Annotated in this window: 24 protein-coding genes and 1 tRNA gene; 5 read left to right on the forward strand and 20 right to left on the reverse strand. The window is 71.9% G+C overall.

Annotated elements, in window-relative coordinates:
• Positions 1–58 precede the first annotated feature (58 nt).
• Positions 59–1228: a low temperature requirement protein A gene (locus tag ACFYNO_RS32150; RefSeq protein ID WP_388020750.1), complete on the forward strand. Its 1170-nt coding sequence runs from the start codon at positions 59–61 to the stop codon at positions 1226–1228.
• A 63-nt stretch (positions 1229–1291) separates the two neighbouring features.
• The gene (gene ung / locus ACFYNO_RS32155; RefSeq protein WP_388020753.1) at positions 1292–2011 is read left to right on the forward strand and encodes a uracil-DNA glycosylase; all 720 of its coding nucleotides are present in this window, start codon (positions 1292–1294) and stop codon (positions 2009–2011) included.
• A 91-nt stretch (positions 2012–2102) separates the two neighbouring features.
• Here the strand turns inward: ung and ACFYNO_RS32160 are convergent, their stop codons facing one another.
• From ACFYNO_RS32160 to ACFYNO_RS32170, 3 genes are all read right to left on the reverse strand, one after another.
• Complete coding sequence (locus ACFYNO_RS32160; protein WP_388020755.1) at positions 2103–3380, reverse strand: hypothetical protein; 1278 nt, start codon at positions 3378–3380, stop codon at positions 2103–2105.
• A 264-nt stretch (positions 3381–3644) separates the two neighbouring features.
• Positions 3645–4280: a DedA family protein gene (locus tag ACFYNO_RS32165; protein WP_388020758.1), complete on the reverse strand. Its 636-nt coding sequence runs from the start codon at positions 4278–4280 to the stop codon at positions 3645–3647.
• Positions 4281–4732: 452 nt separating this feature from the next.
• Positions 4733–6028: a multidrug effflux MFS transporter gene (locus tag ACFYNO_RS32170; RefSeq protein WP_388020760.1), complete on the reverse strand. Its 1296-nt coding sequence runs from the start codon at positions 6026–6028 to the stop codon at positions 4733–4735.
• A gap of 139 nt (positions 6029–6167) precedes the next feature.
• Between ACFYNO_RS32170 and ACFYNO_RS32175 the strand changes: the two genes are divergently transcribed.
• Positions 6168–7253, forward strand: a complete 1086-nt coding sequence (locus ACFYNO_RS32175; protein ID WP_388020762.1) for an LLM class flavin-dependent oxidoreductase — start codon at positions 6168–6170, stop codon at positions 7251–7253.
• 7 nt (positions 7254–7260) lie between these two features.
• Here ACFYNO_RS32175 and ACFYNO_RS32180 read toward each other — a convergent pair whose 3' ends face one another.
• The 3 genes from ACFYNO_RS32180 to ACFYNO_RS32190 form a co-directional block, all read right to left on the reverse strand.
• A complete protein-coding gene (locus ACFYNO_RS32180; protein WP_388020965.1) occupies positions 7261–9147 on the reverse strand; it encodes a putative bifunctional diguanylate cyclase/phosphodiesterase in 1887 nt (628 codons plus the stop codon).
• A gap of 328 nt (positions 9148–9475) precedes the next feature.
• Positions 9476–9901, reverse strand: a complete 426-nt coding sequence (locus ACFYNO_RS32185) for an OsmC family protein (protein WP_388020764.1) — start codon at positions 9899–9901, stop codon at positions 9476–9478.
• 60 nt (positions 9902–9961) lie between these two features.
• The gene (locus tag ACFYNO_RS32190; protein ID WP_388020766.1) at positions 9962–10729 is read right to left on the reverse strand and encodes a VOC family protein; all 768 of its coding nucleotides are present in this window, start codon (positions 10727–10729) and stop codon (positions 9962–9964) included.
• Positions 10730–10927: 198 nt separating this feature from the next.
• Here ACFYNO_RS32190 and ACFYNO_RS32195 point away from each other — a divergent pair, with 198 nt between their 5' ends.
• The gene (locus ACFYNO_RS32195; protein ID WP_388020769.1) at positions 10928–11260 is read left to right on the forward strand and encodes a chorismate mutase; all 333 of its coding nucleotides are present in this window, start codon (positions 10928–10930) and stop codon (positions 11258–11260) included.
• 454 nt (positions 11261–11714) lie between these two features.
• Here ACFYNO_RS32195 and ACFYNO_RS32200 read toward each other — a convergent pair whose 3' ends face one another.
• The 5 genes from ACFYNO_RS32200 to ACFYNO_RS32220 form a co-directional block, all read right to left on the reverse strand.
• Positions 11715–12713: a DMT family transporter gene (locus ACFYNO_RS32200; RefSeq protein ID WP_388020772.1), complete on the reverse strand. Its 999-nt coding sequence runs from the start codon at positions 12711–12713 to the stop codon at positions 11715–11717.
• Positions 12714–12759: 46 nt separating this feature from the next.
• Positions 12760–15099 (reverse strand): transglycosylase domain-containing protein, encoded by a 2340-nt coding sequence (locus tag ACFYNO_RS32205; RefSeq protein ID WP_388020774.1) that lies wholly within the window; start codon positions 15097–15099, stop codon positions 12760–12762.
• 77 nt (positions 15100–15176) lie between these two features.
• Complete coding sequence (locus ACFYNO_RS32210) at positions 15177–16382, reverse strand: sensor histidine kinase (RefSeq protein WP_388020776.1); 1206 nt, start codon at positions 16380–16382, stop codon at positions 15177–15179.
• A 62-nt stretch (positions 16383–16444) separates the two neighbouring features.
• A tRNA-Lys gene (locus tag ACFYNO_RS32215) sits at positions 16445–16518 on the reverse strand.
• A 57-nt stretch (positions 16519–16575) separates the two neighbouring features.
• Entirely contained in the window at positions 16576–17013 is a 438-nt protein-coding gene (locus tag ACFYNO_RS32220; protein WP_388020778.1) for a MarR family winged helix-turn-helix transcriptional regulator, read from the reverse strand.
• Between the two features lie 79 nt (positions 17014–17092).
• On the opposite strand from ACFYNO_RS32220, the gene ACFYNO_RS32225 reads away from it, so the two are divergent.
• Positions 17093–17485, forward strand: a complete 393-nt coding sequence (locus ACFYNO_RS32225; protein ID WP_388020780.1) for a VOC family protein — start codon at positions 17093–17095, stop codon at positions 17483–17485.
• 4 nt (positions 17486–17489) lie between these two features.
• Here ACFYNO_RS32225 and ACFYNO_RS32230 read toward each other — a convergent pair whose 3' ends face one another.
• The 9 genes from ACFYNO_RS32230 to ACFYNO_RS32270 all read right to left on the reverse strand — a co-directional run bounded on the left by ACFYNO_RS32230 (position 17490) and on the right by ACFYNO_RS32270 (position 26228).
• Entirely contained in the window at positions 17490–18062 is a 573-nt protein-coding gene (locus ACFYNO_RS32230; RefSeq protein WP_388020782.1) for a DJ-1/PfpI family protein, read from the reverse strand.
• 436 nt (positions 18063–18498) lie between these two features.
• On the reverse strand, positions 18499–19716 hold the full coding sequence (locus ACFYNO_RS32235; RefSeq protein WP_388020785.1) for an AAA family ATPase: 1218 nt from the start codon (positions 19714–19716) through the stop codon (positions 18499–18501).
• A complete protein-coding gene (locus tag ACFYNO_RS32240) occupies positions 19713–19985 on the reverse strand; it encodes an AAA family ATPase (RefSeq protein WP_388020788.1) in 273 nt (90 codons plus the stop codon). Before ACFYNO_RS32240 ends, ACFYNO_RS32235 begins: the two co-directional genes overlap by 4 nt.
• 406 nt (positions 19986–20391) lie before the next feature.
• Positions 20392–21435 (reverse strand): serine hydrolase domain-containing protein, encoded by a 1044-nt coding sequence (locus ACFYNO_RS32245; RefSeq protein WP_388020791.1) that lies wholly within the window; start codon positions 21433–21435, stop codon positions 20392–20394.
• 81 nt (positions 21436–21516) lie between these two features.
• A complete protein-coding gene (locus tag ACFYNO_RS32250) occupies positions 21517–22626 on the reverse strand; it encodes a glycosyltransferase family 4 protein (protein ID WP_388020794.1) in 1110 nt (369 codons plus the stop codon).
• Entirely contained in the window at positions 22623–23159 is a 537-nt protein-coding gene (locus tag ACFYNO_RS32255; RefSeq protein ID WP_388020797.1) for a deoxycytidine triphosphate deaminase, read from the reverse strand. The genes ACFYNO_RS32250 and ACFYNO_RS32255 overlap by 4 nt, the downstream gene beginning before the upstream one ends.
• Complete coding sequence (dcd, locus tag ACFYNO_RS32260) at positions 23156–23695, reverse strand: dCTP deaminase (protein WP_388020800.1); 540 nt, start codon at positions 23693–23695, stop codon at positions 23156–23158. Before dcd ends, ACFYNO_RS32255 begins: the two co-directional genes overlap by 4 nt.
• Positions 23692–24915: a metallophosphoesterase gene (locus tag ACFYNO_RS32265; protein ID WP_388020803.1), complete on the reverse strand. Its 1224-nt coding sequence runs from the start codon at positions 24913–24915 to the stop codon at positions 23692–23694. The genes dcd and ACFYNO_RS32265 overlap by 4 nt, the downstream gene beginning before the upstream one ends.
• A complete protein-coding gene (locus tag ACFYNO_RS32270; protein ID WP_388020806.1) occupies positions 24912–26228 on the reverse strand; it encodes a UDP-N-acetylglucosamine 1-carboxyvinyltransferase in 1317 nt (438 codons plus the stop codon). The genes ACFYNO_RS32265 and ACFYNO_RS32270 overlap by 4 nt, the downstream gene beginning before the upstream one ends.
• Positions 26229–26242 lie beyond the last annotated feature (14 nt).

The raw sequence follows: 26242 nt of genomic DNA on the forward strand, positions 1-26242 counted from the left end.
GCGCAGGTGGCTCCCCCCGGGCGGGGGGAGCCGCCTGCTGCGCATCGATGGGGGAGAAGTGACGGCGGTCGAGGGAGCGGTCGAACTCGGGTCCGAGGCGGGCGCCGAGGCGGAGGTCGAGGAGAAGAAGGTCACCTGGGCGGAGGCCTACTTCGACCTGGTCTTCGTCTTCGCGATCACCCAGATCTCCAACCTGCTCTACCTGCACCACGGTGCGGGCGGCCTGCCGCGCGCCCTGGTGGTCTTCATCCCGGTCTACTGGTGCTGGGTCGGCACCACCGTCCAGGCCAACGTGCGCGACGTGGACAGCCCGCGGGACCGGTTCGGGATCTTCGGGGTCGGCCTCTGCGGCCTGCTGATGGCCCTCGCCCTGCCGGACGCCTACGGCGACCGCGGCGTGCTCTTCGGCGCCGCCTACTGGGGCGCCCGGCTGACCCTGCTCTGGCTGATCACGCGGATCGGCAACGGGGTCTGGCGCGGCCCGTTCGGCATCGGCGCGGCGATCAGCGGCCCGCTGCTGCTGACCGGCGGCCTGCTGCACGGCGACGCCCGGCTGGCCTGCTGGGCGGCCGGCGCGCTGATCGACCTGTCCGGGCCGACCCTGCTGCGCCACCGGCTGGCCCGGGTCACCTACCACCCCGGCCACCTGCCCGAGCGGTTCGGGCTGCTGATACTGGTCGCGCTCGGCGAGTCGATCGTCGGCACCGGCGCCCCCGCCGCCGCGGCCGCCCACCTGACCGACGGCGAACTGGCCTCCGTGGTCGCCGCGTTCACCATCTCCTGCGCGCTCTGGTGGATCTACTTCGCGCACGCCAACGAGGCGATGCGGTACGCCGTCACCGTCGCCGGCTACCGCCGCGACCTGGTCCGGCAGGTCTTCTCCTACGCCCACCTGGCGCTGGTCGCCGCGGTGATCGCGATCGCGGTCGGCTTCCACATGACGGTGGCCCACCCCGGGCACCCGCTCGACCCGGCCAGCGTCGGCCTGCTCTACGGCGGCAGCGCCGCCTACCTGCTGACCTTCGGCTACACCCGCTGGGTGATGTTCCGGGTGCCCGCCTACACCCGGATGGCCGCGGCCGCCCTGGTGCTGGCGCTGGCGCCGGTGATGCCCGGCGTGCCCGCGCTCTCCGCGCTGGCCGCGCTGGCCGTCCTGCTGGTCGTGCTCAACGCCGTTGAGGAGTACCGGATCCGGCGTGGCCGACGCCGGGCCCCGGCCGCCGAATAGGAGCTGTCGGCGCGGCTGTGTAGCGTGCGGGGTGAACGAGCGGGTCCGAGGAAGGGCGATGCGGTGACCGAGGTCGCTGAGGTGGAAGCAGCCGTGCTGGAGAACGAGTTCGAACTCCCCGAGTCCTGGCGGGAGGTGCTGGCGGGGGAGACCGCCAAGCCGTACTTCGCGCAGTTGGCGGAGTTCGTGGCGGCCCAGCGGGCCGAGCACCAGGTGTTCCCGCCGCGCGGGCAGGTGTTCTCGGCGCTGGCCGCCACCGGCTACCAGGACGTCCGGGTGCTGGTGCTGGGCCAGGACCCGTACCACGACGACGGGCAGGCGCACGGCATGAGCTTCTCGGTGCTGCCCGGCACCAAGACGCCGCCGTCGCTGCGCAACATCTTCAAGGAGCTGAACGCCGACCTCGGCACGCCGGTGCCGGACAACGGCTACCTGATGCCCTGGGCCGAGCAGGGCGTGCTGCTGCTCAACGCGGTGCTCACGGTCCGCGCCCACGAGGCCAACTCGCACAAGGGCAAGGGCTGGGAGAAGTTCACCGACGCGGTGATCAAGGCGGTCAGCGACCGCGAGCAGCCCTGCGTCTTCGTGCTCTGGGGCAACTACGCCAAGAAGAAGCTGCCGCTGATCGACACCTCGCGGCACGTGGTGGTGCAGGGTGCGCACCCCTCGCCGCTCTCCGCCAAGCTCTTCCTGGGCAGCCGCCCGTTCTCGCAGATCGACGAGGCGCTGGCCGGCTTCGGCGGCGAGCCGCTGGACTGGCGGATCCCGAACCTGGCCGGCTGACGGCGCGGGGGCTCCGGCCCACCCCGGCGGCCCGTTGGGCCGCCGGGGTGGGCCCCCTGCCGCCGCACCGCGGCGTCCTTCTGACGGTCCGTCAGCCGGTCGCGCCGAGGAAGGTCTGCCAGCCCCCGGCCGGGGCCTGGCCGATGCCCAGGGTGCGGAGCTTGCGCAGCACCGCCTCGTCCTGGACCTCCAGCCACTCGACCAGCTGGCGGAAGGAGACCAGCCGCACCTCGGGCTGGCCCGCGATGTCCTTCAGCACGGCCTCCACGGCGTCCATGTAGATGCCGCCGTTCCACTGCTCGAAGTGGTTGCCGATGAAGAGCGGGGCCCGGTTGCCGTTGTAGGCCCGGTTGAAGCCGGCCAGGTAGGACTGGTGGGCCTGGTCCCGCCAGGCGTTGTACTGGCCCGGGTCGCCCTTGGGGTTGCCGTTGTCCTGGTTGGCCATGATGTTGTAGTCCATCGACAGCACCTCGAAGGTGTGTCCCGGGAACGGTATGGACTGCAGCGGGAAGTTCCAGATCGCGCCGTTCTGCACCTTCTGCGGCCACAGCTGCTTCTCGCCCGGCGAGCTGGCGTCGTACTTCCAGCCGAGCTTGGCGGCGGTCGGCAGCAGGCCCTGCTGGCCGTCCAGGCAGGGGGTGCGGCCGCCGATCAGCTCCTTGGTGTAGTCGAACGGGAACGGCGGCACGTCGGTGAAGCCGGTGTTGGTCCGCCACTGGGTGACGAAGCCGACGGCCTGCTGGATCTCGCTCTCCCAGTCGGCCGGCGACCACTTGTTGACGCCGTTGTGGTCGGGCCGGGTGGAGCAGAAGTGGCCGTTGAAGTGGGTGCCGATCTCGTGCCCGTCCAGCCAGGCCTGGCTGATCATCTTGATGGTGTTCTTCACCGCGCCGTCCGACAGGTAGGGGATGTCGGAGGCGCCCACCGAGTGCTGCGGCGGGTGGTAGAGGTCCTTCTTGCCGGCCGGCAGGCAGTAGATGCCGGAGAGGAAGAAGGTGAAGGTCGCCTTGTGCTCCTGGGCGAGCTTGAGGAACCGGGCGAACTGGCCGTCGTCGGTGGCGCCGGCGCCGTCCCAGGAGAAGACCACGAACTGCGGCGGGCGCTGGCCCGGCTGCAGCTTCTCGGGCTTGGGCTGGTTGGGCTGCGGGCCGGTGTCCGAGGTGGAGCCGTCGCCGATCGGCACGGCCTTGCCGGAGGCGGAGGCCGAGGCGCTGGGCGACGGGCTGCCGGGGGCGCCGGTGGTCGCGCCCGCCTGGGCGTTGTCCTGGTGCGGCGTCTTGGCGCTGGTGCTTCCGCACGCGCTCAGCGCACCGAGCGCCGCGGTGGCCGCGCCGGCGCTCAAGACGTTCCTGCGCGAGATGCTGCTCATGGTCTCCCCAGCCAGGTCGCGCCCGGCCGACCCGTGGGCATCGGGCAGCAGCCGGGCAATTCACGGCATTTGATCATTATTTTTTCATCAGGATGTCATGGAGTAGGCCCGGTATCCAAGGACGCCGGACCTTCCGGGCCCGTCGAGCCGGTGAACATTCCCGACACTGCTGGGGAAGAGCGCCAGAAGTCGGCCGACGGCTCCGCGGCAGGGGCTTCTGTTGCGAACCTGGGACAGAGCCGGGAGCCGGCCGGGGATCCGGGGTCAGGCCGCCTCGACGGCCTCGATCGGCTCCTCGGTCTGGACCATGACGGAGAGCTTGCGGCTGCGCCGGACCATCCGGGCCACCACCGCGGAGATCATCGTCGCGGCGGCGCAGGAGACCACCAGGCTCAGCCAGGTGGTGTTGAACCAGTGGCTGTTCAGCCAGCCCAGCGAGACGATGTAGCCCGCCCAGACCGCCGCCGACAGCGCCGACCAGTGCAGGAACCGCCGGGAGCGCTGCGGGGAGTGCCCCATCGCCAGGTCCAGCACGGTCCGCCCGCCCGGCACGAACCGGGCCACGATCACCACGGTGGCGGCCGCCCGGCTGGTCCGGCTCTCCAGCGCGCGCTGGACCCGCCGCACGTTGGCCGCCGTCTTGGGGTTGCCGGCCAGCCGGCGGCGCAGGAACGGTGCGCCGCGCCGGGCCAGCGAGAGCAGCAGCACGTCGCCGAGGAAGGAGGCGGCGGCCACCGCGAGGCCGAGCAGGAAGGGCTCGCCGGTGCTGTGCTCGCTCTTCAGCACCGCGAGGATCACCAGGGTGCCGCTCGGCAGGAAGGGGAGGAAGGCGTCGCCGAGCACGGCCAGCACGGCCAGCACGCAGAACCAGGACGACGTCAGCACCGTCGCACTTCCCATGATCGGAACTCCCTCTCCGGACCGCCCGGAGAGCACAGGTGGCACCGTCCCCCAACGCTAGCGGCCCCGCATGAGCGGTTCCTCGGCGCCCCCTGGATGTGCGATGAGTACCGGCCGCCGCCCCGGTGACCCAGTGTCCCCGACGGCGCTCGATCCGCCCTGGAGACGGACGTGGGCCCCCGCGGCGGGGTGTCCGCCGCGGGGGCCCACGTGGTGACCCGGGACTGGTCCAGTCCGCTGGCCTTGCTGAGGAGTGCACGCGCTGGTGGGCGCATCCGCACTGGTCACCAAGCCTGCCCGATCCGGCCCGCCGGTGGCGAGAGCGGGCGCCTGGCGAGAACCGGCGCTGGCGCATCTCCGCCAGTCGGAGCGGCAAGAATATGGCGGGATAAGGCACTAGACGCCGCGTCAGGTGACAGCCCGTCGAACAGGCCCCCGCGGTGTGGCGTTGGTCACATCCGCAGCGGGTCCGGCACCGCCTGCCAAGGCCGGGCCAGCAGCACGAAGGCGAGCAGCGCGGCCAGCGCGAACCCCAGCACCACCACCGCCATCGGCAGCGCGCTGCCGTGGCCGCCCAGGCCCACCAGGGCCGGGGCGAGGGCCCCGGTGAGGAACTGCACCGAGCCGACCAGCGCCGAGGCGGTGCCCGCCGCGTGCGGCGCCTGCTGCAGGGCCAGCGCCGAGGAGGGCGGGGTGGAGGTGCCCAGCGCCACCGCCATCAGGCAGAGCAGCCCGGTCACCGGCCAGAGCCCCGCGTGCCAGACCGTGCAGGCCAGCACCAGCAGCACCCCGGACAGCGCCAGCCCCAGCACCCCCGCCAGCTGGATCCGGTGCGAGGCGAACCGCCCCAGCAGCAGCCGCCCGGTCACCTGGGTCATCCCGACCAGGCCCAGCTCCACCAGCGCGAAGATCAGGCTGTACCGCTGCGCCGAGCCGTGGAACACCTCCTGCACCACGTACGGCGAGCCGGCGATGAAGGCGAAGAGCGTGCCGAAGCCGAACGCCACGGTCAGCAGGTAGGCGCTGAACAGCCGGTCGGCCAGCAGCGCGCGCATCGCCCGCAGGGTGTCCGGCAGCCCGCCGGAGCGCCGCCGCTCCCGGGGCAGCGTCTCCGGCACCCGCAGCGCCGCCGCGGCCAGCAGCACCACGCCCAGCACCGCCAGGAACGCGAAGATGCCCCGCCAGCTGGTCACCCGCAGCAGCTGCCCGCCGAGGATCGGGGCGAGCAGCGGCGCCGAGCCGGAGACCATCATCAGCGTGGTGGCGAACCGGGCCGCCGCCAGCCCGTCGAAGAGGTCCCGCACCACCGCGCGGGCGATCACGATCCCGGCCGCCCCCGAGAGCCCCTGCAGCAGCCGGCCGGCGATCAGCAGCTCCACGTTCGGCGCCAGCGCGCAGGCCGCGGTGGAGGCCGCGTACAGCACCAGTCCGACCACCAGCGGGCGCCGGCGCCCGAGCGCGTCGCTGAGCGGGCCGGCCACCAGCTGGCCCAGCGCCAGCCCGGCCAGGCAGGAGGTCAGGGTCAGCTGGACCAGCGCGTCCTGGGTGTGCAGGCCGGTGGTGATCCGGGGCAGCGAGGGGAGGTACATGTCCATCGAGAGCGGCGCCATCGCGCTCAGCGAGCCCAGCATCAGGATCAGCACCGGGCTCACCCGCGCGCCGCCGCCGGCGGCCGGTGGGGCGGACGGCGGGGTCGGTGCGGCGCGCGGCGGGGTCGGCCGGATGCTCGGCGGCGGGGTCTCAGGCATCGCACCACGGTACGCGGCCCCGTTCGGGACTCGTACCAACGTCCGGTGGCCCGATCGGGAACACCATGGGGCGCTTGGCTGTTGACTCCGCCGACGACCCGCGGCAGGCGCGGGCCGCGCCGAGCGAGAGGGTGGGCCGATGACGGCTGGAGCCACGCACGACCAGGGCGGGCAGGAGCGCGCGGACATCCGCGGCACGGTGCGCGGCACCGCGCCGGCCCCGCTCTCCATCCTCGACCTGGCCACCGTCGGCGCCGGCGTCACCCCCGGGGAGGCGCTGGCCGCCACCACCGAGCTGGCCCGCACCGCCGAGCGGCTGGGCTACCACCGGTTCTGGGTGGCAGAGCACCACGGCATGCCCGGGGTGGCCAGCTCCACCCCCGCCGTGCTGATCGCCCACCTGGCCGCGCAGACCAGCACCCTGCGGCTCGGCTCCGGCGGCGTGATGCTGCCCAACCACGCGCCGCTCGCCATCGCCGAGCAGTTCGGCCTGCTGGAGGCGCTGCACCCGGGCCGGATCGACCTGGGCCTGGGCCGGGCGCCCGGCACCGACCCGGCCACCGCCCGGGCGCTGCGCCGCGGCAGCCTGGAGGACGGCGAGGAGTTCCCGCGCCAGCTCGCCGAGCTCACCCACTTCCTGGACGGCGACTTCCCCGACGGCCACCCCTACGCCCGGCTCACCGCCGTGCCGCACAACGCGCACCGCCCGCCGATCTGGCTGCTCGGCTCCTCCGGCTTCAGCGCCCGGCTGGCCGGGCAGCTCGGCCTGCCGTTCGCCTTCGCCCACCACTTCAGCGCCGCCAACACGGTGCCCGCGCTGGAGCTGTACCGCAGCAGCTTCCGCCCCTCCGAGGTGCTCTCCGAGCCCTACTCGCTGATCGGCGTCAGCGCCGTCGCGGTGCCGGAGGGCGGCGTCGAGGCGGCCCGCTTCCTGGCCCGCTCGGCCGCGCTCGGCATGATGCGGGTGCGCCAGGGCCGGCCCAGCCCGATCCCCACCCCGGAGGAGGCGGCCGCCTACCCGTACAACCCGGCCGAGGCCGAGTTCGTCGAGGGCTGGCTGGCCAACGTGGTGCTCGGCGAGCCGACCCAGGTGGCCGACGGCCTGGAGGAGCTGCGCAAGCGCACCGGGGCCGACGAGCTGATGGTCACCTCGCACTTCCACGGCCTGGAGCACCGGCTGCTCTCCTACGAGCTGATCGCCCGGGCCTACGGCCTGCTCGGCTGACCCGCCCTCAGCGGGCGACGGGGGACCACTCGGGGTCCGTGCTGCGGACCCCGCCCTCGCGCAGTATCGAGGCGACCGAGGCCGGATCCCCGGGGCGGGCGAAGAACCAGCCCTGGGCGGTGTCGCAGCCGGTCTGCCGCAGCCGCTCGGCCTGGGCGGCGCTCTCGATGCCCTCCGCCGTGACGGTCAGCCCGAGGTCGTGGGCCAGCCGCACCATGGCGCCGACGATCTGCTCGTCCGCCTCGCTGCGCCGGGAGCGCGGCTCGGGGCGGCCGATCGGCGCCGGGTCGCGGAAGCCCTCGATGAAGGTGCCGTCCAGCTTCAGCGCGTGCACCGGCAGCCGGGAGAGATAGGCCAGGTTGGAGTAACCGGTGCCGAAGTCGTCGATGGCGATCCGCACGCCCATGTCGGCCAGCGCCTGCAGCGCCTGCAGCGGGCGGCCGCTCGGGCCCAGCACGGCGCTCTCGGTCAGCTCCAGCTGCAGCAGCCGGGCCGGCAGGCCGGTCCGGTCGAGCACCTGGGCCACGTCCGCCACCACGTCCGAGTCCCAGACCTGGCGGGCCGCCAGGTTGACGCTGACGAAGGCCTCGGTGTCCGGGAACTCGGCCAGCCAGCCGCGGGCCTGCCGGCAGGACTCCTCCAGCACCCACTTGCCGAGCGGCACGATCGCCCCGGACTCCTCGGCCAGCGGGATGAACCGGTCGGGGGAGAGGGTGCCGAACCGCGGGTGCCGCCAGCGCACCAGCGCCTCCGCGCCGTGCACCGAGCCGTCCGCCAGGCCGACCAGCGGCTGGTACTCGACGGTGAACTCGCCGCGCTCCAGGGCCGGGCGCAGCGCGGTGGTGAGCAGCCGGCGGGTCAGCTGGTGGGCGCCCCGGTCCCGGTCGTAGAGGGTCCAGCGGGCCCGGCCGTCGGCCTTGGACCAGTAGAGCGTGGCGTCCGCGTCCTTCACCAGGTCGGTCGGGCTGGTGGTGGCCACCGGGCGCTCCACCACGCCGATGCTGGCGGTCACCGCCAGCCGGTGCCCGGCCACCTCGAACGGGCGCTCCAGCACCGTCAGCAGCTGGCCGGCCAGCGCGGTCAGCTGCTCGCTGCCCTCGCTGTCGGTGACCAGCACCGCGAACTCGTCGCCGCCGAGCCGGGCCACCACCTGCCGGTCGCCGATCGCGAAGCCGCGCTCCAGCCGGGCCGCGACCGCGCTCAGCAGCTGGTCGCCGACGTGGTGGCCGAGGGTGTCGTTGATCGCCGCGAAGCCGTCCAGCCCCACGTAGCAGATGCCGACCCGGCGGGCCGCGTCCTCCGGCTCGGCGGGCTCGCCGCCGGTGCGGGGCGCGCAGGCCGCGTTCAGCCGGTCGAAGAAGAACGCCCGGTTGGGCAGCCGGGTCAGCGGATCGTGCAGGGCCTGGTAGGCAAGCCGGTCGCCGAGGCGGCGGCGCTCGGTGACGTCCTCGAACATCCCAAGGGTGTAGAGCGGGGTGCCGGCCGCGTCCCGGACCAGCGAGATGGTGACGCTGCTCCAGACCTCGCGGCCCTCGCGGTGTTTGAGCTTGCGCTCCAGCCGCAGCCGCTCGCGGACGCCCTCGACCAGCTGCCGGTAGAGCCGGCGGGAGCCGTCCTCCGGGGTGAGGATGTCGTTGATGTGCATCCGGACCAGCGCGGAGACCTCGTGGCCCAGCATCTCGGCCAGCGCCGGGTTGGCCTCGATCACCAGGCCGTCGGTGTCGATCAGCAGCATGCCGATCCCGGCATCGGCGAAGGCGGCGCGGAACCGGGACTCGCTGGCGCGCAGCGCGGCGAGCAGCTGGTCCGTCCCCGGGGGCGGCGAAACCGGCAGCGGTGCGGCGCAGTTGGGGCAGTGGGCGGTGGCCTCGGGGGCCTGGTTCACCCGGTTCAACGGCACTCGGCCCACCGGCTCCGGGCCGACCGCCCCCGCGTCAGGGGGCGGGCACGGCGCAGTCTGCCGCACGCCCTGGCGGTGTGCGTCGGCCCCCTCGTTCCGGCCTCGCACGGCACGCTCCCGTCCGCTGCTGACGCTCAATCACTGGGGCCGATCATAGGCCGCCCCGGGAAGGCTGGGCCACTGCCGACAGGGTGATTCGCCGGATTTCGGGGGAGCGGTGGCGTTTCCGGGGGGAGGAAACAGCACACCCCCGGCGGGCACCGGGGGGTGCGCGCCGAGGGTGTGCGCCAGTGACGCTGACGTTCCGTGCCCTGGTGGGGCGTCAGACCAGCTTGGCGTTGAGCGAGATGGTGGTGCCGGCCAGTGCCTTGCTCACCGGGCAGTTCGCCTTGGCGTCCTCGGCGGCCTTGACGAAGGCCGCCTCGTCGATGCCCTCGACCTGGCCCTCGACGGTGAGCACGATGCCGGTGATGCCCTCACCGGGCTGGAAGGTGACGTCGGCCTGCACGTCCAGCCGGGTGGGCGGGGTGCCGGCGCCGGTCAGGCCGTGCGACAGGGCCATCGAGAAGCAGGCCGAGTGGGCGCCCGCGATCAGCTCCTCGGGGCTGGTCTTCCCGTTCGGCTCCTCCGAGCGGGCCGGCCAGGAGACCGGGAACTGGCCGATGCCGGACGAGGCGAAGGTGACCTCGCCCTGGCCGGCGACCAGGTTGCCCTGCCAAGCGGTACGAGCGGTGCGGACAGTTGCCATGATCGGTGCCTCCTGCGGTTGGATGTGTCGATCCGGTCACGCCGGGGACCAGCCTAGACGTCAGGGCAGCTGGCAGAAGGTCACCGGGGCCCCGAACGGGTCAACGCAGGGGACCAGAGTGCCGTACGGGGAGTCGAAGGGCTCGCGCAGCACCCGGCCGCCGAGCGCGCCGGCCTGGTCCGCCGCGTGGTCGGCGTCGGCGACGGCGAAGTAGGTGGACCAGTACGGGCGCGGCACGGCGGTGCGATAGCGGCCGCAGACCGGCAGGCCGTGCGAGCCCGGCACGGCCCAGGCGGAGTAGTCGAAGCCGAGCCCGTCGCCGATCTGCTTCTGCTGGTACGGGAAGAGCTCGGCGTAGAACGCGTCGGCCCGCTCCGCCGCCGGGGTGGTCAGCTCGTGCCAGCACATCGCGCCCGGCTCCCCGTAGACCGCGGCGCCGTGGTGGCCGCCCGCCTGCCAGAGGCCGAAGGCGGCCCCGTCCGGGTCGATGCCGAAGGCCAGCCGGCCCGCCGCCGGCACCTCGCGCGGGCCCAGCACGGCCTCGCCGCCGGCCGCCGCCACCCGCCGGTAGACGGTGTCCAGGTCGGCGGCCGCCAGGTAGACGTTCCAGACCGCCGGCAGCTGCTCGGCCCCGGCCGGCGGCGGCAGCAGCCCCGCGGCCGGTCGGCCGCCGGTGAGGCACATGGTGTAGCCGTTGTGCTCGGGGCCCAGCTCCTCGAACTCCCAGCCGAGGATCGGACCGTAGAAGTCCTCGGCGCCGAGCGGATCGGTGCAGGTCAGATCGGCCCAGCAGGGGGCGCCGTCGGGGTAGGAGTCGCGCACGGGCATCGGGGCGGGCCTCTCTGGGGGTAAGTGGTGACCTCGTGCGGCCAGGATCGGCCCGGCGGTGACGGAGGGCAACCGGACTGCTCCACTCGGTGGCCGGGTCCACATGCCGGACGTTCCAGCGAAACCCGACCTCCCGCACGACCCCCTCCTGTTACATTTGCCCGGCCCGACCGCCCCCGCCGACCGGAGCAGAAACCCATGAGCGAGCAGCCCGCCACCCTCGAAGGCATCGACCCAGAGGTCCGTGCCGAGCTGTCCGGCCTGCGCCAGAGCATCGACAACATCGACGCCGCCGTGGTCCACATGCTCGCGGAGCGCTTCAAGGCCACCCAGCGTGTCGGCCGCCTCAAGGCCGAGCACCGCCTCCCCGCCGCCGACCCGGCCCGCGAGCGCGACCAGATCGAGCGCCTGCGGGAGCTGGCCGCGGGGGCGCACCTGGATCCGGTGTTCGCGGAGAAGTTCCTGAACTTCATCATCGCGGAGGTCATCCGGCACCACGAGGCGATCGCGAAGGACGCCTCGGGCAGCTGAGCCGCCGCCGCTGTCGCTCCTTCAGGTGCGCTGCGGGCTTTCCGCCCCGCCGTCGCCCGGCCTGTGGTCATGATGGCCTCCGGCCGAACGAGAGGCAGTGCGATGAGCCACACCCCGCCGTCCGGTACCCCCGGGCCGACCTGGCCCGGAAGCCGTCGGGGCACCCGCGGTCCCACGCGGCTCCGGCGCCGTCCGCACCCCCCGTTCCCGGTCACTGCCGACGGCCAGGAGAGCGAGATGAGCCCGCAGAAGGAACCCTCCGGATCCCCCACCAGCCTCCCGGGCGTCCCGCCGCCGCCACCGGGCCCGCGCAACCCGCCCCCGCCCACCGGCCCGCCGGTCGACCCGCCGCGCAAGGGGGCCGTCTGACGGCGCCCCGAGGCCAGGGCATGGCGTGGTGCCGAGCCGCGGGGGACGGGCGCTCAGGGCCGGTCCTGCGGATCAGATGCTCTCCTCAGCAGCGCTCCGCCTCCACGGGCACCCCGACACCCGCCTCCGCCGGCACCGCCTGCGCCGCCCCCGCCTCCGGCGCGCGGGCCGACTGGGCCACCAGGGCGCCCGTCAGGACCAGGGTGCCGCCGACCAGTTGCGGGGTGCCCAGGTGTTCGTCCAGCAGGATCCAGGCGGTCACCGTGGCGACCACCGCCTCGATGTTCGCCACCACGCCCGCGACCGGCGGCGAGAGGTGCCGGACCGAGACCACGCCGGTGAGGTAGGCGAGCACGGTCGCCACCAGCACCATCCAGGCCGCCGGCAGCAGGGCCGGGATGTGGTGGCCGGCCATGACGGCGGAGCCGCCGAGGCGGGACCAGTCGGCCTCCCAGGGGCGGGCGATCACGGTCAGGGCCAGGGAGCCGATCAGCAGGCCGTAGGCGCTGACGCCCAGCGGGTCGGCGGGGCGGTCGCCGCGGCTGCCCGCGTCGGCGAGGACGAAGTAGCCGACCTGGCAGCAGGCGGCGCCCAGTGCGAAGAGCACGCCGAGTGCGTCGAAGCGCAGGCCCTGCCAGGCCTGGACCACGCAGACCAGCCCCGTGACGGCGATCCCGGCGCCGAGCGCGGCCTGCCGGGTGACCGGCTTGCGCTGCACCACCCGGACGTAGCCGAGCAGCAGCAGCGGACCCAGGTACTCGATCAGCAGCGCCACGCCCACCGGGATGCGGGAGATCGCCGCGAAGTAGCCCGCCTGCACGCCCGCCACCGCCAGCAGGCCGAAGCCGAGCAGCAGGCCGGGGCGCTCCCGCACGATCGCCCGGTGCCGCCAGGCGAGCGGGAGCAGCACCAGGGCGGCGCCGGTGGCGCGGAGCCACGCCACCTGGAGCGGGGCGAGGCCGGTCTCGATCAGCGGCTTGGCGGCGGTGCCGGAGCCGCCGAAGGAGAAGGCGGAGACGAGGGCGAGGGTGAGGCCGACGGCCCGGCGGGAGGCCGCGGGCGCGGTCAGGGTGGTGCTGCGCATCGGGGCATTCTGCCAGCAAGCGAACAAGATCGGCAGAGCGGGCGAATCACCCCACCGGGGTCGGCACCAGCACCGCGGTCTCCGAGGCCGCCGCCTCGCCGCCGCTGCTCGGCCGCGGCGTCGGTACGGCACCGGAAGTCGGCCGGTCCGACGTCCGGGACGGCTCGAGCGAAGGCGACGGCGTAGGCGTGGGTGTGGGTGTCGGCACCGGGGTGGGCGTCGGCGTCAGAACAGGAGTCGCACTCGGCCGCGGCGCGGGCGTCGGCGAGGAGGACGGCTCCGGCGCCCGGGTGGGCGTGGACGAAGCCGACGGCGCGGACGACGCGGTGGGTGCGCTCGGGGCCTTCGAGCCGGCGGGTGCGCTGCCGGCGTCCGCACTCGGCGTCTCGCGCGCGGGCGCCGCCCCGGGGAAGTCCCGCACCGGCTGTCCCTTGAGCGCCGCCTTCATGTAGTCCGTCCAGATCGCCGCCGGGTACCCCCCGCCCGCGACCCGCCCACCGCCGGCCGCGCCCGCCAGGGTGACCTGGTTGCCGGTGCCCTGCTGCTCGCCGAACATCGCCACGGCCGTCACCGCCTCCGGGGTGTAGCCGACGAACCAGGCGGAGCGGTTCCCGTCGGTGGTGCCGGTCTTGCCCGCCGCCGGCCGGCCCAGCTCGGCGGCCCGCCGGCCGGTGCCGCCCGGGTCGGAGACCACGCCCCGCAGCATGTCGGTGACCTGCCGGGCGGTCCGCTCGCCGACCGCCTGCTCGGTGCGGTGCGCGGGCAGCGCGAGCTCGGCGCCGTCGTGCCGCACCGACCGCACCAGCCAGGGCTCGGTGCGCTTGCCGTCGTTGTCGAGGGTGGCGTAGACCCCGGCCATGTCCAGCACGCTGGGCGTGGAGACGCCGAGCGGGATCGAGGGCAGCGCGGCCAGGTCGCCGGTGCCGGCCGGCAGGCCGAGCGCGACGGCGGTCTGCCGGACCTTCTCCAGCCCGGTGTCCTGGCCGAGCTGGGCGAAGGTGCTGTTGACCGACCAGTCGGTGGCCTGGCGCAGCGTGATCTGTCCGTAGTCGCGCTCGCCGTCGTTCGGCGGCGCGTACGGCTGCCTGGCCGGACCGCCCTGCACCGGGCGGCGGTTGCCGCCCTCGTAGCGGGTGTCCGGGGTGATGGCGCGCCCGTCCTGGGTCCTCGCGCCGCTCTCCAGCGCCGCCGCCAGCGCGATCGGCTTGAAGGTCGAACCGGCCTGGTAGTCGCGCCGGGTGGCGTTGTTGACGAAGTGCGAGGTGTAGTCGGCGCCGCCGTACATGGCCAGCACCGCGCCGCTGGCCGGGTCGACCGAGACGGCGCCGGCCTGCACGTCGGCGTCGCCGGGGCGGGCCTTCGGGTCGAGCCGGCCGGTGAGCCGGCGGGCCACCGCGTTCTGCAGGTCGGCCTGCCGGTCCTTGTCGATGCTCAGGGTGATCCGGTAGCCGCCCTTGGCCAGCGCCGCCTCGTCCGCCAGTCCGCTGGCGGCCAGGTAGGCCTTGGCCTCGTCGATCAGGTAGCCGGCCTGGCCGGTGGTGCCGAGCGCGGGCTGCGGCGGGCGCACGTCGGGGAAGGAGAGCGCGCCGCGGTCGGCGGCGGAGAGCCAGCCCTCCTTCACCATGCCGTCCAGGGTGTACGCCCAGCGGGCGGCGGCGGCCTTCTTGCCGGCCTCGGTGGCGGTCGCGGTGTCGTAGGCGGAGGGGGCGTTGAGCAGGGCGGCCAGGTAGGCGCCCTGGGCCGCGTCCAGCCGGCTCGCGTCCACGCCGAAGTAGGCCTGGGCGGCGGCCTGGATGCCGTAGGCGCCGCGGCCGTAGTAGCTGGTGTTCAGGTACTCGGTGAGGATCTGGTCCTTGTCCAGGGTGGCATCCACCTTGAGCGCGATGAAGAGCTCGCGGACCTTGCGCCCGACCGTGCGCTCATGGCTCAGGTAGGCGTTCTTGACGTACTGCTGGGTGATCGTCGAACCGCCCTGCGCACCCTTGCCGGTCACGGTGTTCCAGCCCGCCCGCAGCAGTGCGCCCGGGTTGACGGCGCCCTCGCGGTAGAAGCCGCGGTCCTCGGCGGCCAGCACGGCGTGCCGGGCCTCCGGGGAGACCTGGTCCAGGGTGACGCTCTGCCGGTTGGTCCCGCCGGTCTGCGCCAGCACCGTGCCGTCCCGGTAGAGCCAGGTGTTGCGCTGGGCGACCGCGGCGGCGTGCGCGTCCGGCACCTTGACCAGGGCCAGGCCGAGCGCGAGGAAGCCGGCGGTGAGCAGCACCACCGCGACGCCGGAGAAGAGCGCGAACCGCCAGGTCGGGACCAGCCGGCGCCGCCCGCTGCGCCGCGGCCTTCCCGAGTGGACCAGCCGGCGGAGCCGGGACGGGGCGGAGGTCGGTCGCGGCACGGGACCAGGCCTTTCTGCGAGCCCCGTGCCGGTCGGTGCACACGCGGCCGGACGATCGGAGGAACAGGTGAACCGTGTCAGCCTGCCGGGGACATTTCGGCACCCGGTAGGGACCTTTGTCCCCTTTCGGTATGAGTTGCGCCTCCGGGTGCCGGCACCGGCAGCACCAGCGCCACCTCGAACCCGCCCGCCGCCGTCGGTTCCGCGCTGATCCGCCCGCCCAGCAGCTGCGCCCGCTCGCGGAGCCCGACCAGGCCGTGGTGCCCGCCCGGCAGCTCCGGTGCCGGGGCGCCCGGCAACGGCGCCTGGTTGCGCACCGTCACCCGCAGGCAGTCCGGCTCGACCCGCACCACCACCTCGGTCGGCGCCTGCGGCGCGTGCTTGCGCACGTTGGTCAGCGCCTCCTGCACGGTCCGGTAGGCGGCCCGCTCGACCGGCTCGGGCAGCTGCCGCCCGGCCGGGTCCAGGCCCTCGAAGCGCAGGGTGGCGGCCACCTCGGCGGCGGCCACCAGCCGGGCCAGGTCGGCGAGCCGGGGCTGCGGCACCAGCTCGGTCGGCCCGGCCCCGGCGGCCCGCAGCACCAGGATCATCGAGCGCAGTTCCTCCAGGGTGGCCACCGCCAGCCCGCGCAGGGTGGCGGCGGTCTCCCGGGTCACCGGGTCCTTGGTGGTCACCTGCAGCGCCCCGGCCTGCACGGCGATCAGGCCGGCCTGGTGGGAGACCACGTCGTGCATCTCCCGGGCGATCCGGGCCCGCTCCTCGGCCAGCACGGTCTTGGCGTACAGCCGCCGCTCGTGGTCGCGCAGCTCGGCCAGCTCGGCCACCCGCTGGGAGAGGTCGATCCGGGTCCGCACCAGCAGGCCGAGCACCACCGGGCCGGTGCCGAGCATGGCGCCGTAGATCAGGTGCTGGGTGATGTCGCTGGCGCTCTCCCTGGTCAGGTAGTCGATCGGCCAGGGCAGGAAGCTGCCCAGCACCACGGCCAGCGCGGTGCCGCGCTTCTGCCAGGAGGGCAGGTCGTTGCGGGCCACCGTGTAGGCGGCGATCATCGGCGCGACCAGCGCGTTGCCCGCGTACAGGCCGGGCAGGCTGAGCAGCAGCACGGTGCGCGGGAACCGCCGGCGGGCCACCAGCACCACGGCCGAGGCGGCCGATATCCAGAAGTGCCAGTCGCGCGGCGGCGGGAAGTTGAGCAGGGCGTCCAGCAGGGCGGGGACCACCAGCAGCAGGTCGGCCGGCCAGGCCGGGAGCCGCCGGCTCCGCACCGAGTCGAGGAGGCTCATGGGCGTCTCCGATCAAGCCGGAAAGGCGTTCCTCCGAGGGAGGAACGCCTTTTCCGTTGGTGTGCGCCGCCAGGGACTCGAACCCCGGACCCGCTGATTAAGAGTCAGCTGCTCTAACCAACTGAGCTAGCGGCGCCCGTGCAACGCGGTGAACATTACCTGATCAGCGGCCGGATGCCGAAATCGGCGGCGGTCAGCAGGGGCGGCCGGCCTCGATCCGCAGCAGCAGCCGGTGCAGCTCGGCCTGCTCGGCGGGGTCCAGTGGGGCCAGTACCTCCTGCTGCACGGCACGCGCCTGGGCCAGCTGCTCGGCCAGCGCGTCGCGGCCCGCTGTGGTGAGGCTCACCTGGATCCGCCGGCGGTCGGCGGCGGACCTGGTCCGCTCGACCTGCCCGGCACCGGCCAGGTCGTCCAGCACCCTGACCAGGTCGCTGGGGTCGATCGCCAGTCGCTCGGCGAGCTCGCGCTGCACCTGCGGGCCGAAGTCCGCCAGCGCGGCCAGTACCGCGAGGTGCCACAGTCGCTGCTGCCGTTCGGCGAGCCGGGCGGCCAGCCGGGCGCGGGCGGTCCGGCCGGTGCGGGCGAGCAGGAAGCTGGTGAGGTCGAGCAGGCTCGGCGGCACGGTCTGCATGGGGAAAGTGTAGGGTGCCCACCAATAGTGGGCCGCGACCCATGAATGGTCCACACCCACTGATTCTCGGGAGGGTTCCATGGATGCGCTCTACCCCCGCCTGCTGGTGGCCGATTTCCCCGCCTGCTTCCGCTTCTACGACGCGGTGCTGCCCGAGCTGTCCGGCGCGGTCCGGCAGAAGGGCGAGGCCGCCGGGCCGTACGCCACCTGGGACCTGGGCGACCAGGCGGTGCTCTCGCTGCTGGCTCGGGCCGGGCTGGCCGAGGTGCTGGGCGAGGTCCGGGCGCCGGCCTCGGATGCCACGATGCTGACGCTGCGGGTGGCTGACGTGGACGCGGCGCTCGCGCACTGCCTGGCGCACGGCGGGACGGCGGTGGCCCCGGCCACCGACCGCCCGCACTGGGGGCCGAACCTCCGTACCGCGCACCTGCGTGATCCGGAGGGCCGGCTGATCGAGCTGCAGTCCTACTGAGCGGTCATTCGCCGCCGGCCGGCGCCTTGGTGCGCAGCACCTCGATGAAGGCGCGCATCCAGGACGGGTGGTCCGGCCAGGCCCGGGCTGAGACCAGCACGCCGTCCACCACCGCCGCACCGTCCTGGTAGGTGGCGCCGGCCGCCTTCACGTCCGGCTCCAGCGCGGGGTAGGCGGCGGTGGTGCGGCCGGCCAGCACCTCGGCGGCGGCGGTGATCTGCGGGCCGTGGCAGATCTGTGCGACCGGCTTCTCGGCCTCGAAGAAGTGGCGGGTGATCCGCTGCACCTCGGGGTCGTTGCGCAGGTACTCCGGCGCCCGGCCGCCGGGGATCACCAGGGCCGCGTAGTCGCTCGGGTCCACCTCGGCGAAGACCAGGTCGGCGGGCCAGGTGTAGCCGGGCTTCTCGGTGTAGGTGTCGTAGCCCTCGATGAAGTCGTGGACCACGAACTGCAGCTTCTTGCGGCTGGGCGCGGCGATGTCGACCTGGTAGCCCTCCTCCAGCAGCCGCTGGTACGGGTAGAGCACCTCCAGCGATTCGGCGGCGTCCCCGGTGACGAGCAGCACCTTCACAGCCATGGCGGCCTCGATTCTCGGTTCTCGGTGCGAGCGGAGCGTTGGTTAGCGCAGCGTGACCGAGTGATCACGCACCCAGGCTCCTGCATGCCCAGCGCCACCGGGGCGAAACGCGAACGCCGAAGGGCCCCTCGCAGTTGCGAGGGGCCCTTCGGGTGTCGGTGCGCCGCCAGGGACTCGAACCCCGGACCCGCTGATTAAGAGTCAGCTGGACCGGGTGTCGGGCGGTGTCGGCGGGGGCTATCAGGTGTCGTCCAGGTCGGTTTGTGCAACTGGCGGGCGGTTCTGGGTGTCGCCCGATGTCAGGGGGTGCGGGGGGGTGCTGCCTCTGCCAGTCCCATCCCAGTCCCAGCACGGCGCCTGCTGGGGACTGGCGTGTAGTAACGGGTGAGCGATGCGGTATTGACATCGAATAAGAGGCAGTGCCCGCAGCGTGCGCCTATCGGGTTCGCTTAGGGAGTGCGTCACCGAGTTGGTCGACCATCGCCTCCACCTCGTGGGGATACTCCTGGGCCCATATGGTCAGAAATGCAGTTGCGACAGTATGAGCTGAAGTGAAGTCAAGATCCGCGCCGATCTGAGTCCAGATGACGTGGCGATCCGTGTTGGTAAGAGCCCGCTCTCGTACCACTCGGGCTACGCGATCTTGTTGGTTCAACGGCAGCTGCATGGACAGTGTCAGCTTCGCTGCGACGGTGTCGAGTTTCTCACAGATGGAGTCGAAGATGTGAGCTTCGGGCTCGGCAGTGCCTGGGAGTGCGTAGATGCCATTCGTCGCGTCCGTTTTGTCTGCCTGGTCGCCGTCGAGCAGGCAGACGGACGGGAAGGCCATGGTTGGGTCGAGGTTGTGTTGCTCGTTCACCTTGATGGCGGGCCCTGCCCCGCCCATCCCGTGGACTTTGACGGCATCGAGTTCGATGCCGCCGTGGTTTCTCAATGCCGTCATCACCATGAGCTCAGCAAAGCTGTCCTCCACAAAGATGGCCAGCTTGGCGTCGATCTGACCGGTGATGGTTCGCAGGGCATTGATGTCCAGCTTCCCTTGCAGGACTTCCCCGTTGAAGGCGGCCCAGATGGCGTTGGACGGGAGTGGGGTGAGGGCGTCGTTCGAATGGGTAGTGAAGATGACTTGACACGCCTTGCGGTGCGCGACGTCGATCAGGTATTCGACCATGCGTCGCGTCGCCACCGGGTGGAGGCCGTTCTCGATCTCCTCAATCAGGATCATGACTCCGGGCGGGGCTGCCTCCACCTCCGCAATGATGCGGATCACGCTTGCTTCGCCTGCCCCGAAGTGGAACTCTGAGTACTGCTCGCCGTGTCGGGTGCGGCCCGTGAACAGGGTGACCCGACCACCAGCGTCGACGAAAAGTTGACTGAAACCGTCGATGGGCTTGCCGAGGATTCGAGCCACGTACTTGCCGACCTCGTCGGAGAGGGCAATCTCCTGTGCTGCGGCGAACTTGCTGCCGACGGCCTTGACCAGGTCACGGCGCTCGGTCGCGGGAACCGTCCGCTCTACCCCGAAGAGCAGAACCTGACGGTCCACAGCTGCCCGGTTCCATTTTGCTTGCTTGAAGCTGGCCGTACGCGCCACGGAGACCCGCTTGTTGAGATCCTTGTCGATGATCTCGTACTCGACGGACCAGTCCTTCATACTGCTGTCGTACTTGCCGCTCTTGGCGAAGAAGCGCTTCGGTTGGACGTCCTTGTAGATAAGCGCGGCAGCGCCGAGCAGGTCTTGCCGCCGCCGTTCGGCCCCACCAGTGCGGTCACGGGAAAGTCAAAGGTGATCTCACGGTCTACGAACCCGCGAACCTTTTTCAAGATCACGCGCTTGAGGTACTTGTGATAGTTCCCCTTGGAGACCTTCTCGTCCAGCGCGACGATCGTGCTGTTACGGACCTCGCTCCGGTGATCGCTCACTCATGCTCCATGCGCTTGTCTGCAGCTGGGGACTTGACGCCGTCGGTGCACTCTCGGCAAGACGGGATCGCTGCCGTCCTGGTCAGGCGCACCATGAAGTTTGTTGGCCGGTACGGCGGTGGCGCCTATGGAACGGAGGGCGGAACCATCAGCTCATCGGCAGGCACGATGGTCACGCTACCGGACCCGACCGACACACTACGTGCAGTAAGCAGACTCCACCGGATCGTAATAGTGCTGTGGCCCGCCGTTGACGGGTCCGAGCAGGGATGCTGTTGGGAGCCGCCTGTCGTGGCATCTCAAAGGCGGCTTCGTATCTGGCGTCGCGGTGAAGACCGCACTGGGACTGTGAGTTCTCATCCTTGTTCTGGCGGCCCGGGAGCAGGCCTGGCGCTCTGATCCGATTTCAGGTGAACGCGAGTCGGCGGAAGGTGTTGCGGACGGCGGTCAGTGGTTCGCGGTCGCGGCTGTAGTAGAGCTTGTTGGTCAGCAAAACCGCCCAGGTGCCGCGCTTGGGCGAGATCCACAGGCCGGTGCCGGTGAAACCGTAGTGGACATAGGTGCGGTCTGCGGGGTCGGTGTCGGGGGCGGGGTGCCAGAACAGGCCGCGGACGGGGGCGAGATCGCCGGTTTGCACGGTCAAGGACGCTTCGGTCCAGCCTGGACCGAAGCCCGGTGCTGTGCCTGCGGTGGTGGGGTCGAGCATGTACTGCAGGAAGCGGGCGAGGTCGTCGAGGGTGGAGAAGGCGCCGGCGATGCCGCACACGCCGCCGAGGAGGCGGGCGGAGAAGTCGTGGGCGGTGCCCTTGAGGTGGGTTCCGGTGTCCTGGTCTAGCTCGGTGGGCGCGCAGTTGGCCGTGATTTCGGTGGGCAGCGGACCGAAGCGGGTGTTGGTCATGCCGAGGGGTGTCCAGGTTCGCTGTTGGGCGAGTTGGTCGAGGGGCTGGCCGGAGAGGTGTTCGGCGAGGTAGCCGAGGATGAGGGCTGCTCGGTCGGTGTACTCGACGGCTTCGCCGGGTGGGCGGTGTAGTTCCTCGTGGAGGACGCCGCTGCGTACGGCGTCGGAGTTGGTGCCGTAGAGGTTCTTGAGGTTGGCTCGCAGCGGTACGCCTGCGGTGTGGGTGAGGAGCTGGCGTGCTGTCACCTGGCTGAGTGGGTGGCCGGTGACCTCGAGCCAGAAGGTGCCGAGTGGTTCGTCGAGTGGGAGGTTGCCGTCCTCCCAGAGGGCGCCGATGGAGGACCAGACGGCGAGGATCTTGGTGAGGCTGGCGACGTCGAAGACGGTGTCCAGCCGCATCGGTACGTCCGGTTGATCGGGGTCGAGGACGCCGATCGCGCCGCTGGCGTGGGTGCCGTGGGCGTCGCCGACGGCCCAGACCGCGCCGGGGTAGACCTTGTCGCGGTAGCCGTCGTGCAGGAGTTGCTCGATGCGGTCGGTATTGAGCGCCATGGTCTCCCTGTTCGCCGTTGGGGTGTCCCGCCGTTCAGCGTAGTGACGTATCCGGGGCGGGGTCGGGCGCGGCACGGGCCGTCACCCGAACTGTGTGCCGAGGGCGTTGAGCGCGGCGGCGGTGGTACTGAGTGGGTAGCGGGCCGCATTGTGCAGGCCGGCGGCTCGCAGGGCGGGGATCAGGTCCGGTTCGGTCCGCAGACGAGTGAGGTCGCGGGCGAGGGTGACTGGGTCGGCGAGGTTGGTGGCCAGGGCGGAGTCCGCGAGGGCTTCGCGCAGGCCGGGGACGGGTTTGTAGAGGACGGGCAGGCCACAGGCCTGGGCTTCGAGGGCGACCAGGCCCATGGCTTCCAGGGTGGTGGAGGGCACCACGAGGGCGTCGTGTTCGGCGAACGCTTGCCAGAGCTGAGGGCGGGTCAGCCAGCCGAGATAGCGGGCATGGACGCCGAGCTGACGCAGGAGCGGAGTGAGGGCGTGGAACTGGCCGACCGGGGCGGCGATGCTCAGTTCGACACCAGGCGCGAGGGTCAGGGCTTTGACCAGGGATTCGACGCCCTTCTCGGCGCTGAGGCGTCCGGCGTAGATCAGTCGCAGATGGCCGGTGCGGGTTCGTGTGGGTCTGGCCGGCGGGTGGGCCAGGAGGCGGCCGGGGATCCCCCAGGGAATCTGGGTGATCTTCCGGCGGTCGATGGTGGGCGCGAGGCTGATCAGGTGGTCGGCCATCGCACTGGTGGGGACCACGATGGCATTGGCTGCTCGTGCGGTCTCGCGCAGGACACGGAGTTGATCGCGGTGCGATTGGGCGAAGAGCAGATCGGTGCCGTGGACCAGTGCGATGCGGGGGTGTCGGGGGAGGGCCCTGAGCAACGCCGGACTTGCACCAAACGCGAGGTGCTGGAGGTGCAGCACGTCGATCCGGCTCGGGTTGATTACGGCGGCGAGCGATCGCCGCAGAGCAGCGACGTAGATGCTGAAGGCGGGGCTTTCGAGGCACTTGCCGGCGACCGCCAGTAGGTCGAGTCCGGCCGGGACGCGTGGTCGGCGGCCGGGCGGCGCGAGCATGAACGCGCGTCCAGGGATGAGGGGTTGGGGGCCGGTGTAGAGGTCGAGGAAGAGTTCGACGCTGCCACCGGGGCTACCGGCGGGCAGGTCGAGCGCGGTGGCGACCAGAGGACCCGGTGTGGGGCTCACAGGGTGCCTCTGCGGATTTCCTCGTAGAGGCGGGAGATATCGATGCCGTCGGTAGCCGCGTACTTGCGGCCGTGGGTCTGATAGCTGGCCGGGGCGCCGAAAGTCTGCAGGAAGATCACCTTCCCGAAGGTCATACCGGGGTAGACGCGTACGGGCTTGGCGGCGCGGATCTCCAGCGTCCAGCGGATCGCGTGTCCGGCATGGCCGAGTGGGGCGGAGACGTGGACCCAGATGCCGAGGGCGCCGGTGGTGCGGTCGCCGTTGAGCATCTGTGCGTACCGCTCCGAGCCGGTTCGCTCCAGGGTGAGGCCGAGGTACAGCACTCCCGGTCGCAGGATCAGGCCGTCTTCCGGGATCGTAATTTCTTCGAAGGAGGTGGGGGCAGCGGCGTCCAGATCGCCGTCGCAGATGCGTAAGGTCGCGCCGAGCCGCCAGTCGTAGGCGTTCGGGGACAGACGGGCCGGGTCGAACGGGTCGATGGCGATCTCGCCTGCCGCGACGGCGGCAGCGATCGCTGGACCGGTGAGGATCACGAAACCACCGCCCGGACGGTGGTCTGGTCGCGCCAGTAGCCGGAGGGCTGCGGTCCCAGCGCCGACTGGTACTTGCCTGCGTACAGGTCGACGGGGCCGACGGAGACGAAAAACATGATCTGCCCGATCTTCATCTCCGGGTAGACCCGCAGCGGGCGGACCGGGTTGAGCATCAGGGTCCACTGACCGTGGAAGCCGATGTCACCGATGGGGGCGGTGATCTCGACGAACAGTCCGAGTCGGCCGACCGAGGAGCGGCCGAACAACAGCGGGACGAAGGTGTCCGAGCCGACCTCTTCAACGGTGTGGCCGAGGTAGAGCTCACCGGGCTGGAGGACATAGCCGTCGTCTCCGATCTCGACCGTCTTCGTGGGGTTGGGACGGTGGACGTCGATGACCGGATCGCTGTAGGTCAGCAGGGTACGGCCGAGACGGACGTTGTAGCTGTTGGGGTTGACCTGATCCTCCTCGAACGGGGCGATACGCACCCGCCCGTCACGGGCAGCGGCGGTGATCTCGGGACCGGTAAGGATCACTTCGACTCTCCCTCGTTGCAGTCAGTGAGGACGCGGCGGATGGCCTGGCCGAGCCGCAGGCCGGCCTCGTGCCCTCGGCCGTTCAGGAGTGTCTCGGCGAGGTAGTCGGTGGTCAGCACGCTGCGGAGGTCTTCGGGAAGCGGGTCGGGGGCCGTGACGAGCGGGCCGGCACGCTCGGTGAGGTGGGCCAGGAGGCTGGGTAGGTCGCGCTCGAGGGCGTCGGGCAGCGGCGCATGGACGAGCTGGTTGTCGAATGGCTCGATGGTCAGCAGGTCGGACAGGTGCAGGGTCTCGCCCAGTTCGGTGGGTCGAAGAGCGGTCTCGTTGAGGATCACGGCGGAGGCTCCGAGACCGGTGCACAGACGGTTCGCGGTCGCCGTCAGCAGCGTCCGTCGGTCGGGCACTTCCCTGCGCCACCGGTCGGCCACCCGCCCGACTGGTGAGGCCAGCTGTCCACGGAGCAGGTCGATCTGACGAGTGATCGCCGTCAGCTCATCGGGTACCTGCGCGGTGTCGGGGAATCGGCAGGTGCGGGCGGCCCAGCTCTCGTCGACGGGCTCGGCGACTGCGTACCCTTGCCCGAGTTCGGCGCCCTTGACCACGAGGGTGTTGCCGACCGGTTCGGGACCGTAGTGATCGCTGTGGCAGTGCCCGGCGAAGACGACGTCCAGGAATGGGCAGGAGTCGGCGAGTTGTAAGTCCTCCTCGAAGCCCGAGTGTGAGAGAAGGATCCAGGCGTCGACCTCGTGGTGGTGGGTCAGCAGAAGTTCCACCAGCGCGCGAGCCGGGTCGGTGACACGATGCCCGGCCCGCTGGCCGAGCGGGATGGCAGCGAACGCCTGCGGGCCGATGACGGCGGTCAAAGCCACCAGACGCCCACCGATTTCTGCCAGATGCAGACGCCGGAACAGGTGCCGGCCGGTGGCGTCGTCGACCGCGTTCGCGCACATTGTCAGCTCGCGTAATCCGGGCTCGAAGTGGTGGGTCCAGCCGTGGTTGCCCGGCGTGAGCACGTCGTAGAGGGACAGCAGGATCTGGCGCTCTACGGTGCCGCCGCCGAGCCGGTAGTAGCCGGTGCCCTCGAAGAAGTCGCCGCAGTCCACCACGAGTGAAGTCCTGCGTGCATGGTGGAGGTGGGCGAGCATCGGGGCAGGCCGGGCGAGGCCGGAGTGGACGTCAGTGGTCGCCACGATTCGCTTGAGTGTCCGGGTGCCGGTCATCGGGCGACCATGGCGATGTCGGCGCCGAGGGCGCGGAGCTTGGCGGGGAGGTCGGCGTGCCCGCGTCGCAACTGGCTCAAGCCGGTCACCGTGCTGGTGCCGCGAGCGGTAAGTGCGGCGACCAGCAGGGCAGAGCCGGTTCGGATGTCGGTGGCCTCGACGGCAGCCCCGGTGAGCCGCTGCGGGCCGGTCAGCCGGCACTGGGTGGGTGAGAGGCCCTCGATCTCGGCACCGAGGAGGGAGAGTTGGGGCAGCAAGTTGCCGTGGCGGCCGGGGTTGATGGAATCAGCGAACACGTGCGTGCCCGGCAGTCCGAGGGCCAGTGCCATCAAGGCAGGCTCGAAGTCGGCGTCCAGGCCGTCGGGGGCGAGCGAGGCGACCGCCCGAAGGGGCCGGCCGGTGGGCTGGGTGTCACCGTGGACGACCAGGGCGCCAGGCTCGAAGGAGGCCGAGACTCCCAGCCAGTTAAGGGCCTCCACCACCGGAGCGACATCTTCGCCTCGGACGCCCTCGATCCTCCCGCTGCCGCCGGTGGCGGCGATCGCGCAGGCCAGCGTCCCGGCCTCGACCTTGTCGCCAGGCACGATCCACGCGACCGTCTCCACCCGAGCACAGGTCAACGGTGCGACGGTCAGCGTTGCCTCCCCGAGGTCGACCTGCCACCCGGCCCTGCTCAGTGCCCGGCACATCCCGGTGAACTCTGGTGAGAGGTTGGGTTTGTCCAGCAACAGCCGGTGGCCGCCGACCACAGCGCGCAGGACAGCGGCCACGCTCGCGCCCCGCGAGCGGAACGGCAGAGAGACCCTCACCTCCTCAGACGGCGTCTCCGCTGCGATCACGCGGTACCCGGTGTCGTCGACCAGGATCCTGTCGCCGAAGGCTGCGTAGACCTTGAAGTGCAGGTCCATGCCCCGGTCACCGATCGAGCAGCCACCGGGCCAGGGCAGCTTCGCCTGCCCGCAGGTGCCCAGCAGAACGGGCACGAGGTAGTAGGAGGCGCGGATCTGGGCGGCGGCGAGCAGATCGGGCGGCACGATGCGGTCCGCCTGGGGCAGGATCACCACTCCCGTGGGGTTGGTGACCGGCCGGGCGAGGCGGAAGCCGCACTCCTGAAGCAGGGTCAGCATGACCTGCACATCGGCACTGCGGGGCACGTTGTCCAGGTGAACCGGGAGGCGGGTGGCGGCAGCCGCCGCCAGCAGTGGCAGAGCGGCGTTCTTCGAGCCGTCCACCTGCACGGTGCCAGACAGGGGCTGACCCGGGCGGACAGTGATGGCATCGGCGATGGTCAGCGCGGGTGGGGTGAGAGTCATGCGGATCCTCCGGG

The sequence above is a fragment of the Kitasatospora sp. NPDC006697 genome (assembly GCF_042869935.1).
Classification (GTDB): Bacteria; Actinomycetota; Actinomycetes; order Streptomycetales; family Streptomycetaceae; genus Kitasatospora.

Excerpts from the sequence above, each read along its gene's own strand:
- ACFYNO_RS32175 (WP_388020762.1), top strand. The coding sequence starts at position 6,168 with ATGACGGCTGGAGCCACGCACGACCAGGGCGGGCAGGAGCGCGCGGAC.
- ACFYNO_RS32235 (WP_388020785.1), bottom strand. The coding sequence starts at position 19,716 with ATGAAGGACTGGTCCGTCGAGTACGAGATCATCGACAAGGATCTCAAC.
- ACFYNO_RS32225 (WP_388020780.1), top strand. The coding sequence starts at position 17,093 with ATGGATGCGCTCTACCCCCGCCTGCTGGTGGCCGATTTCCCCGCCTGC.
- ACFYNO_RS32210 (WP_388020776.1), bottom strand. The coding sequence starts at position 16,382 with ATGAGCCTCCTCGACTCGGTGCGGAGCCGGCGGCTCCCGGCCTGGCCG.
- ACFYNO_RS32265 (WP_388020803.1), bottom strand. The coding sequence starts at position 24,915 with ATGACCGGCACCCGGACACTCAAGCGAATCGTGGCGACCACTGACGTC.
- ACFYNO_RS32195 (WP_388020769.1), top strand. The coding sequence starts at position 10,928 with ATGAGCGAGCAGCCCGCCACCCTCGAAGGCATCGACCCAGAGGTCCGT.
- ACFYNO_RS32170 (WP_388020760.1), bottom strand. The coding sequence starts at position 6,028 with ATGCCTGAGACCCCGCCGCCGAGCATCCGGCCGACCCCGCCGCGCGCC.
- ACFYNO_RS32230 (WP_388020782.1), bottom strand. The coding sequence starts at position 18,062 with ATGGCTGTGAAGGTGCTGCTCGTCACCGGGGACGCCGCCGAATCGCTG.
- ACFYNO_RS32185 (WP_388020764.1), bottom strand. The coding sequence starts at position 9,901 with ATGGCAACTGTCCGCACCGCTCGTACCGCTTGGCAGGGCAACCTGGTC.
- ACFYNO_RS32200 (WP_388020772.1), bottom strand. The coding sequence starts at position 12,713 with ATGCGCAGCACCACCCTGACCGCGCCCGCGGCCTCCCGCCGGGCCGTC.
- ACFYNO_RS32165 (WP_388020758.1), bottom strand. The coding sequence starts at position 4,280 with ATGGGAAGTGCGACGGTGCTGACGTCGTCCTGGTTCTGCGTGCTGGCC.
- ACFYNO_RS32245 (WP_388020791.1), bottom strand. The coding sequence starts at position 21,435 with ATGGCGCTCAATACCGACCGCATCGAGCAACTCCTGCACGACGGCTAC.
- ACFYNO_RS32190 (WP_388020766.1), bottom strand. The coding sequence starts at position 10,729 with ATGCCCGTGCGCGACTCCTACCCCGACGGCGCCCCCTGCTGGGCCGAT.
- ACFYNO_RS32270 (WP_388020806.1), bottom strand. The coding sequence starts at position 26,228 with ATGACTCTCACCCCACCCGCGCTGACCATCGCCGATGCCATCACTGTC.
- ACFYNO_RS32220 (WP_388020778.1), bottom strand. The coding sequence starts at position 17,013 with ATGCAGACCGTGCCGCCGAGCCTGCTCGACCTCACCAGCTTCCTGCTC.
- ACFYNO_RS32160 (WP_388020755.1), bottom strand. The coding sequence starts at position 3,380 with ATGAGCAGCATCTCGCGCAGGAACGTCTTGAGCGCCGGCGCGGCCACC.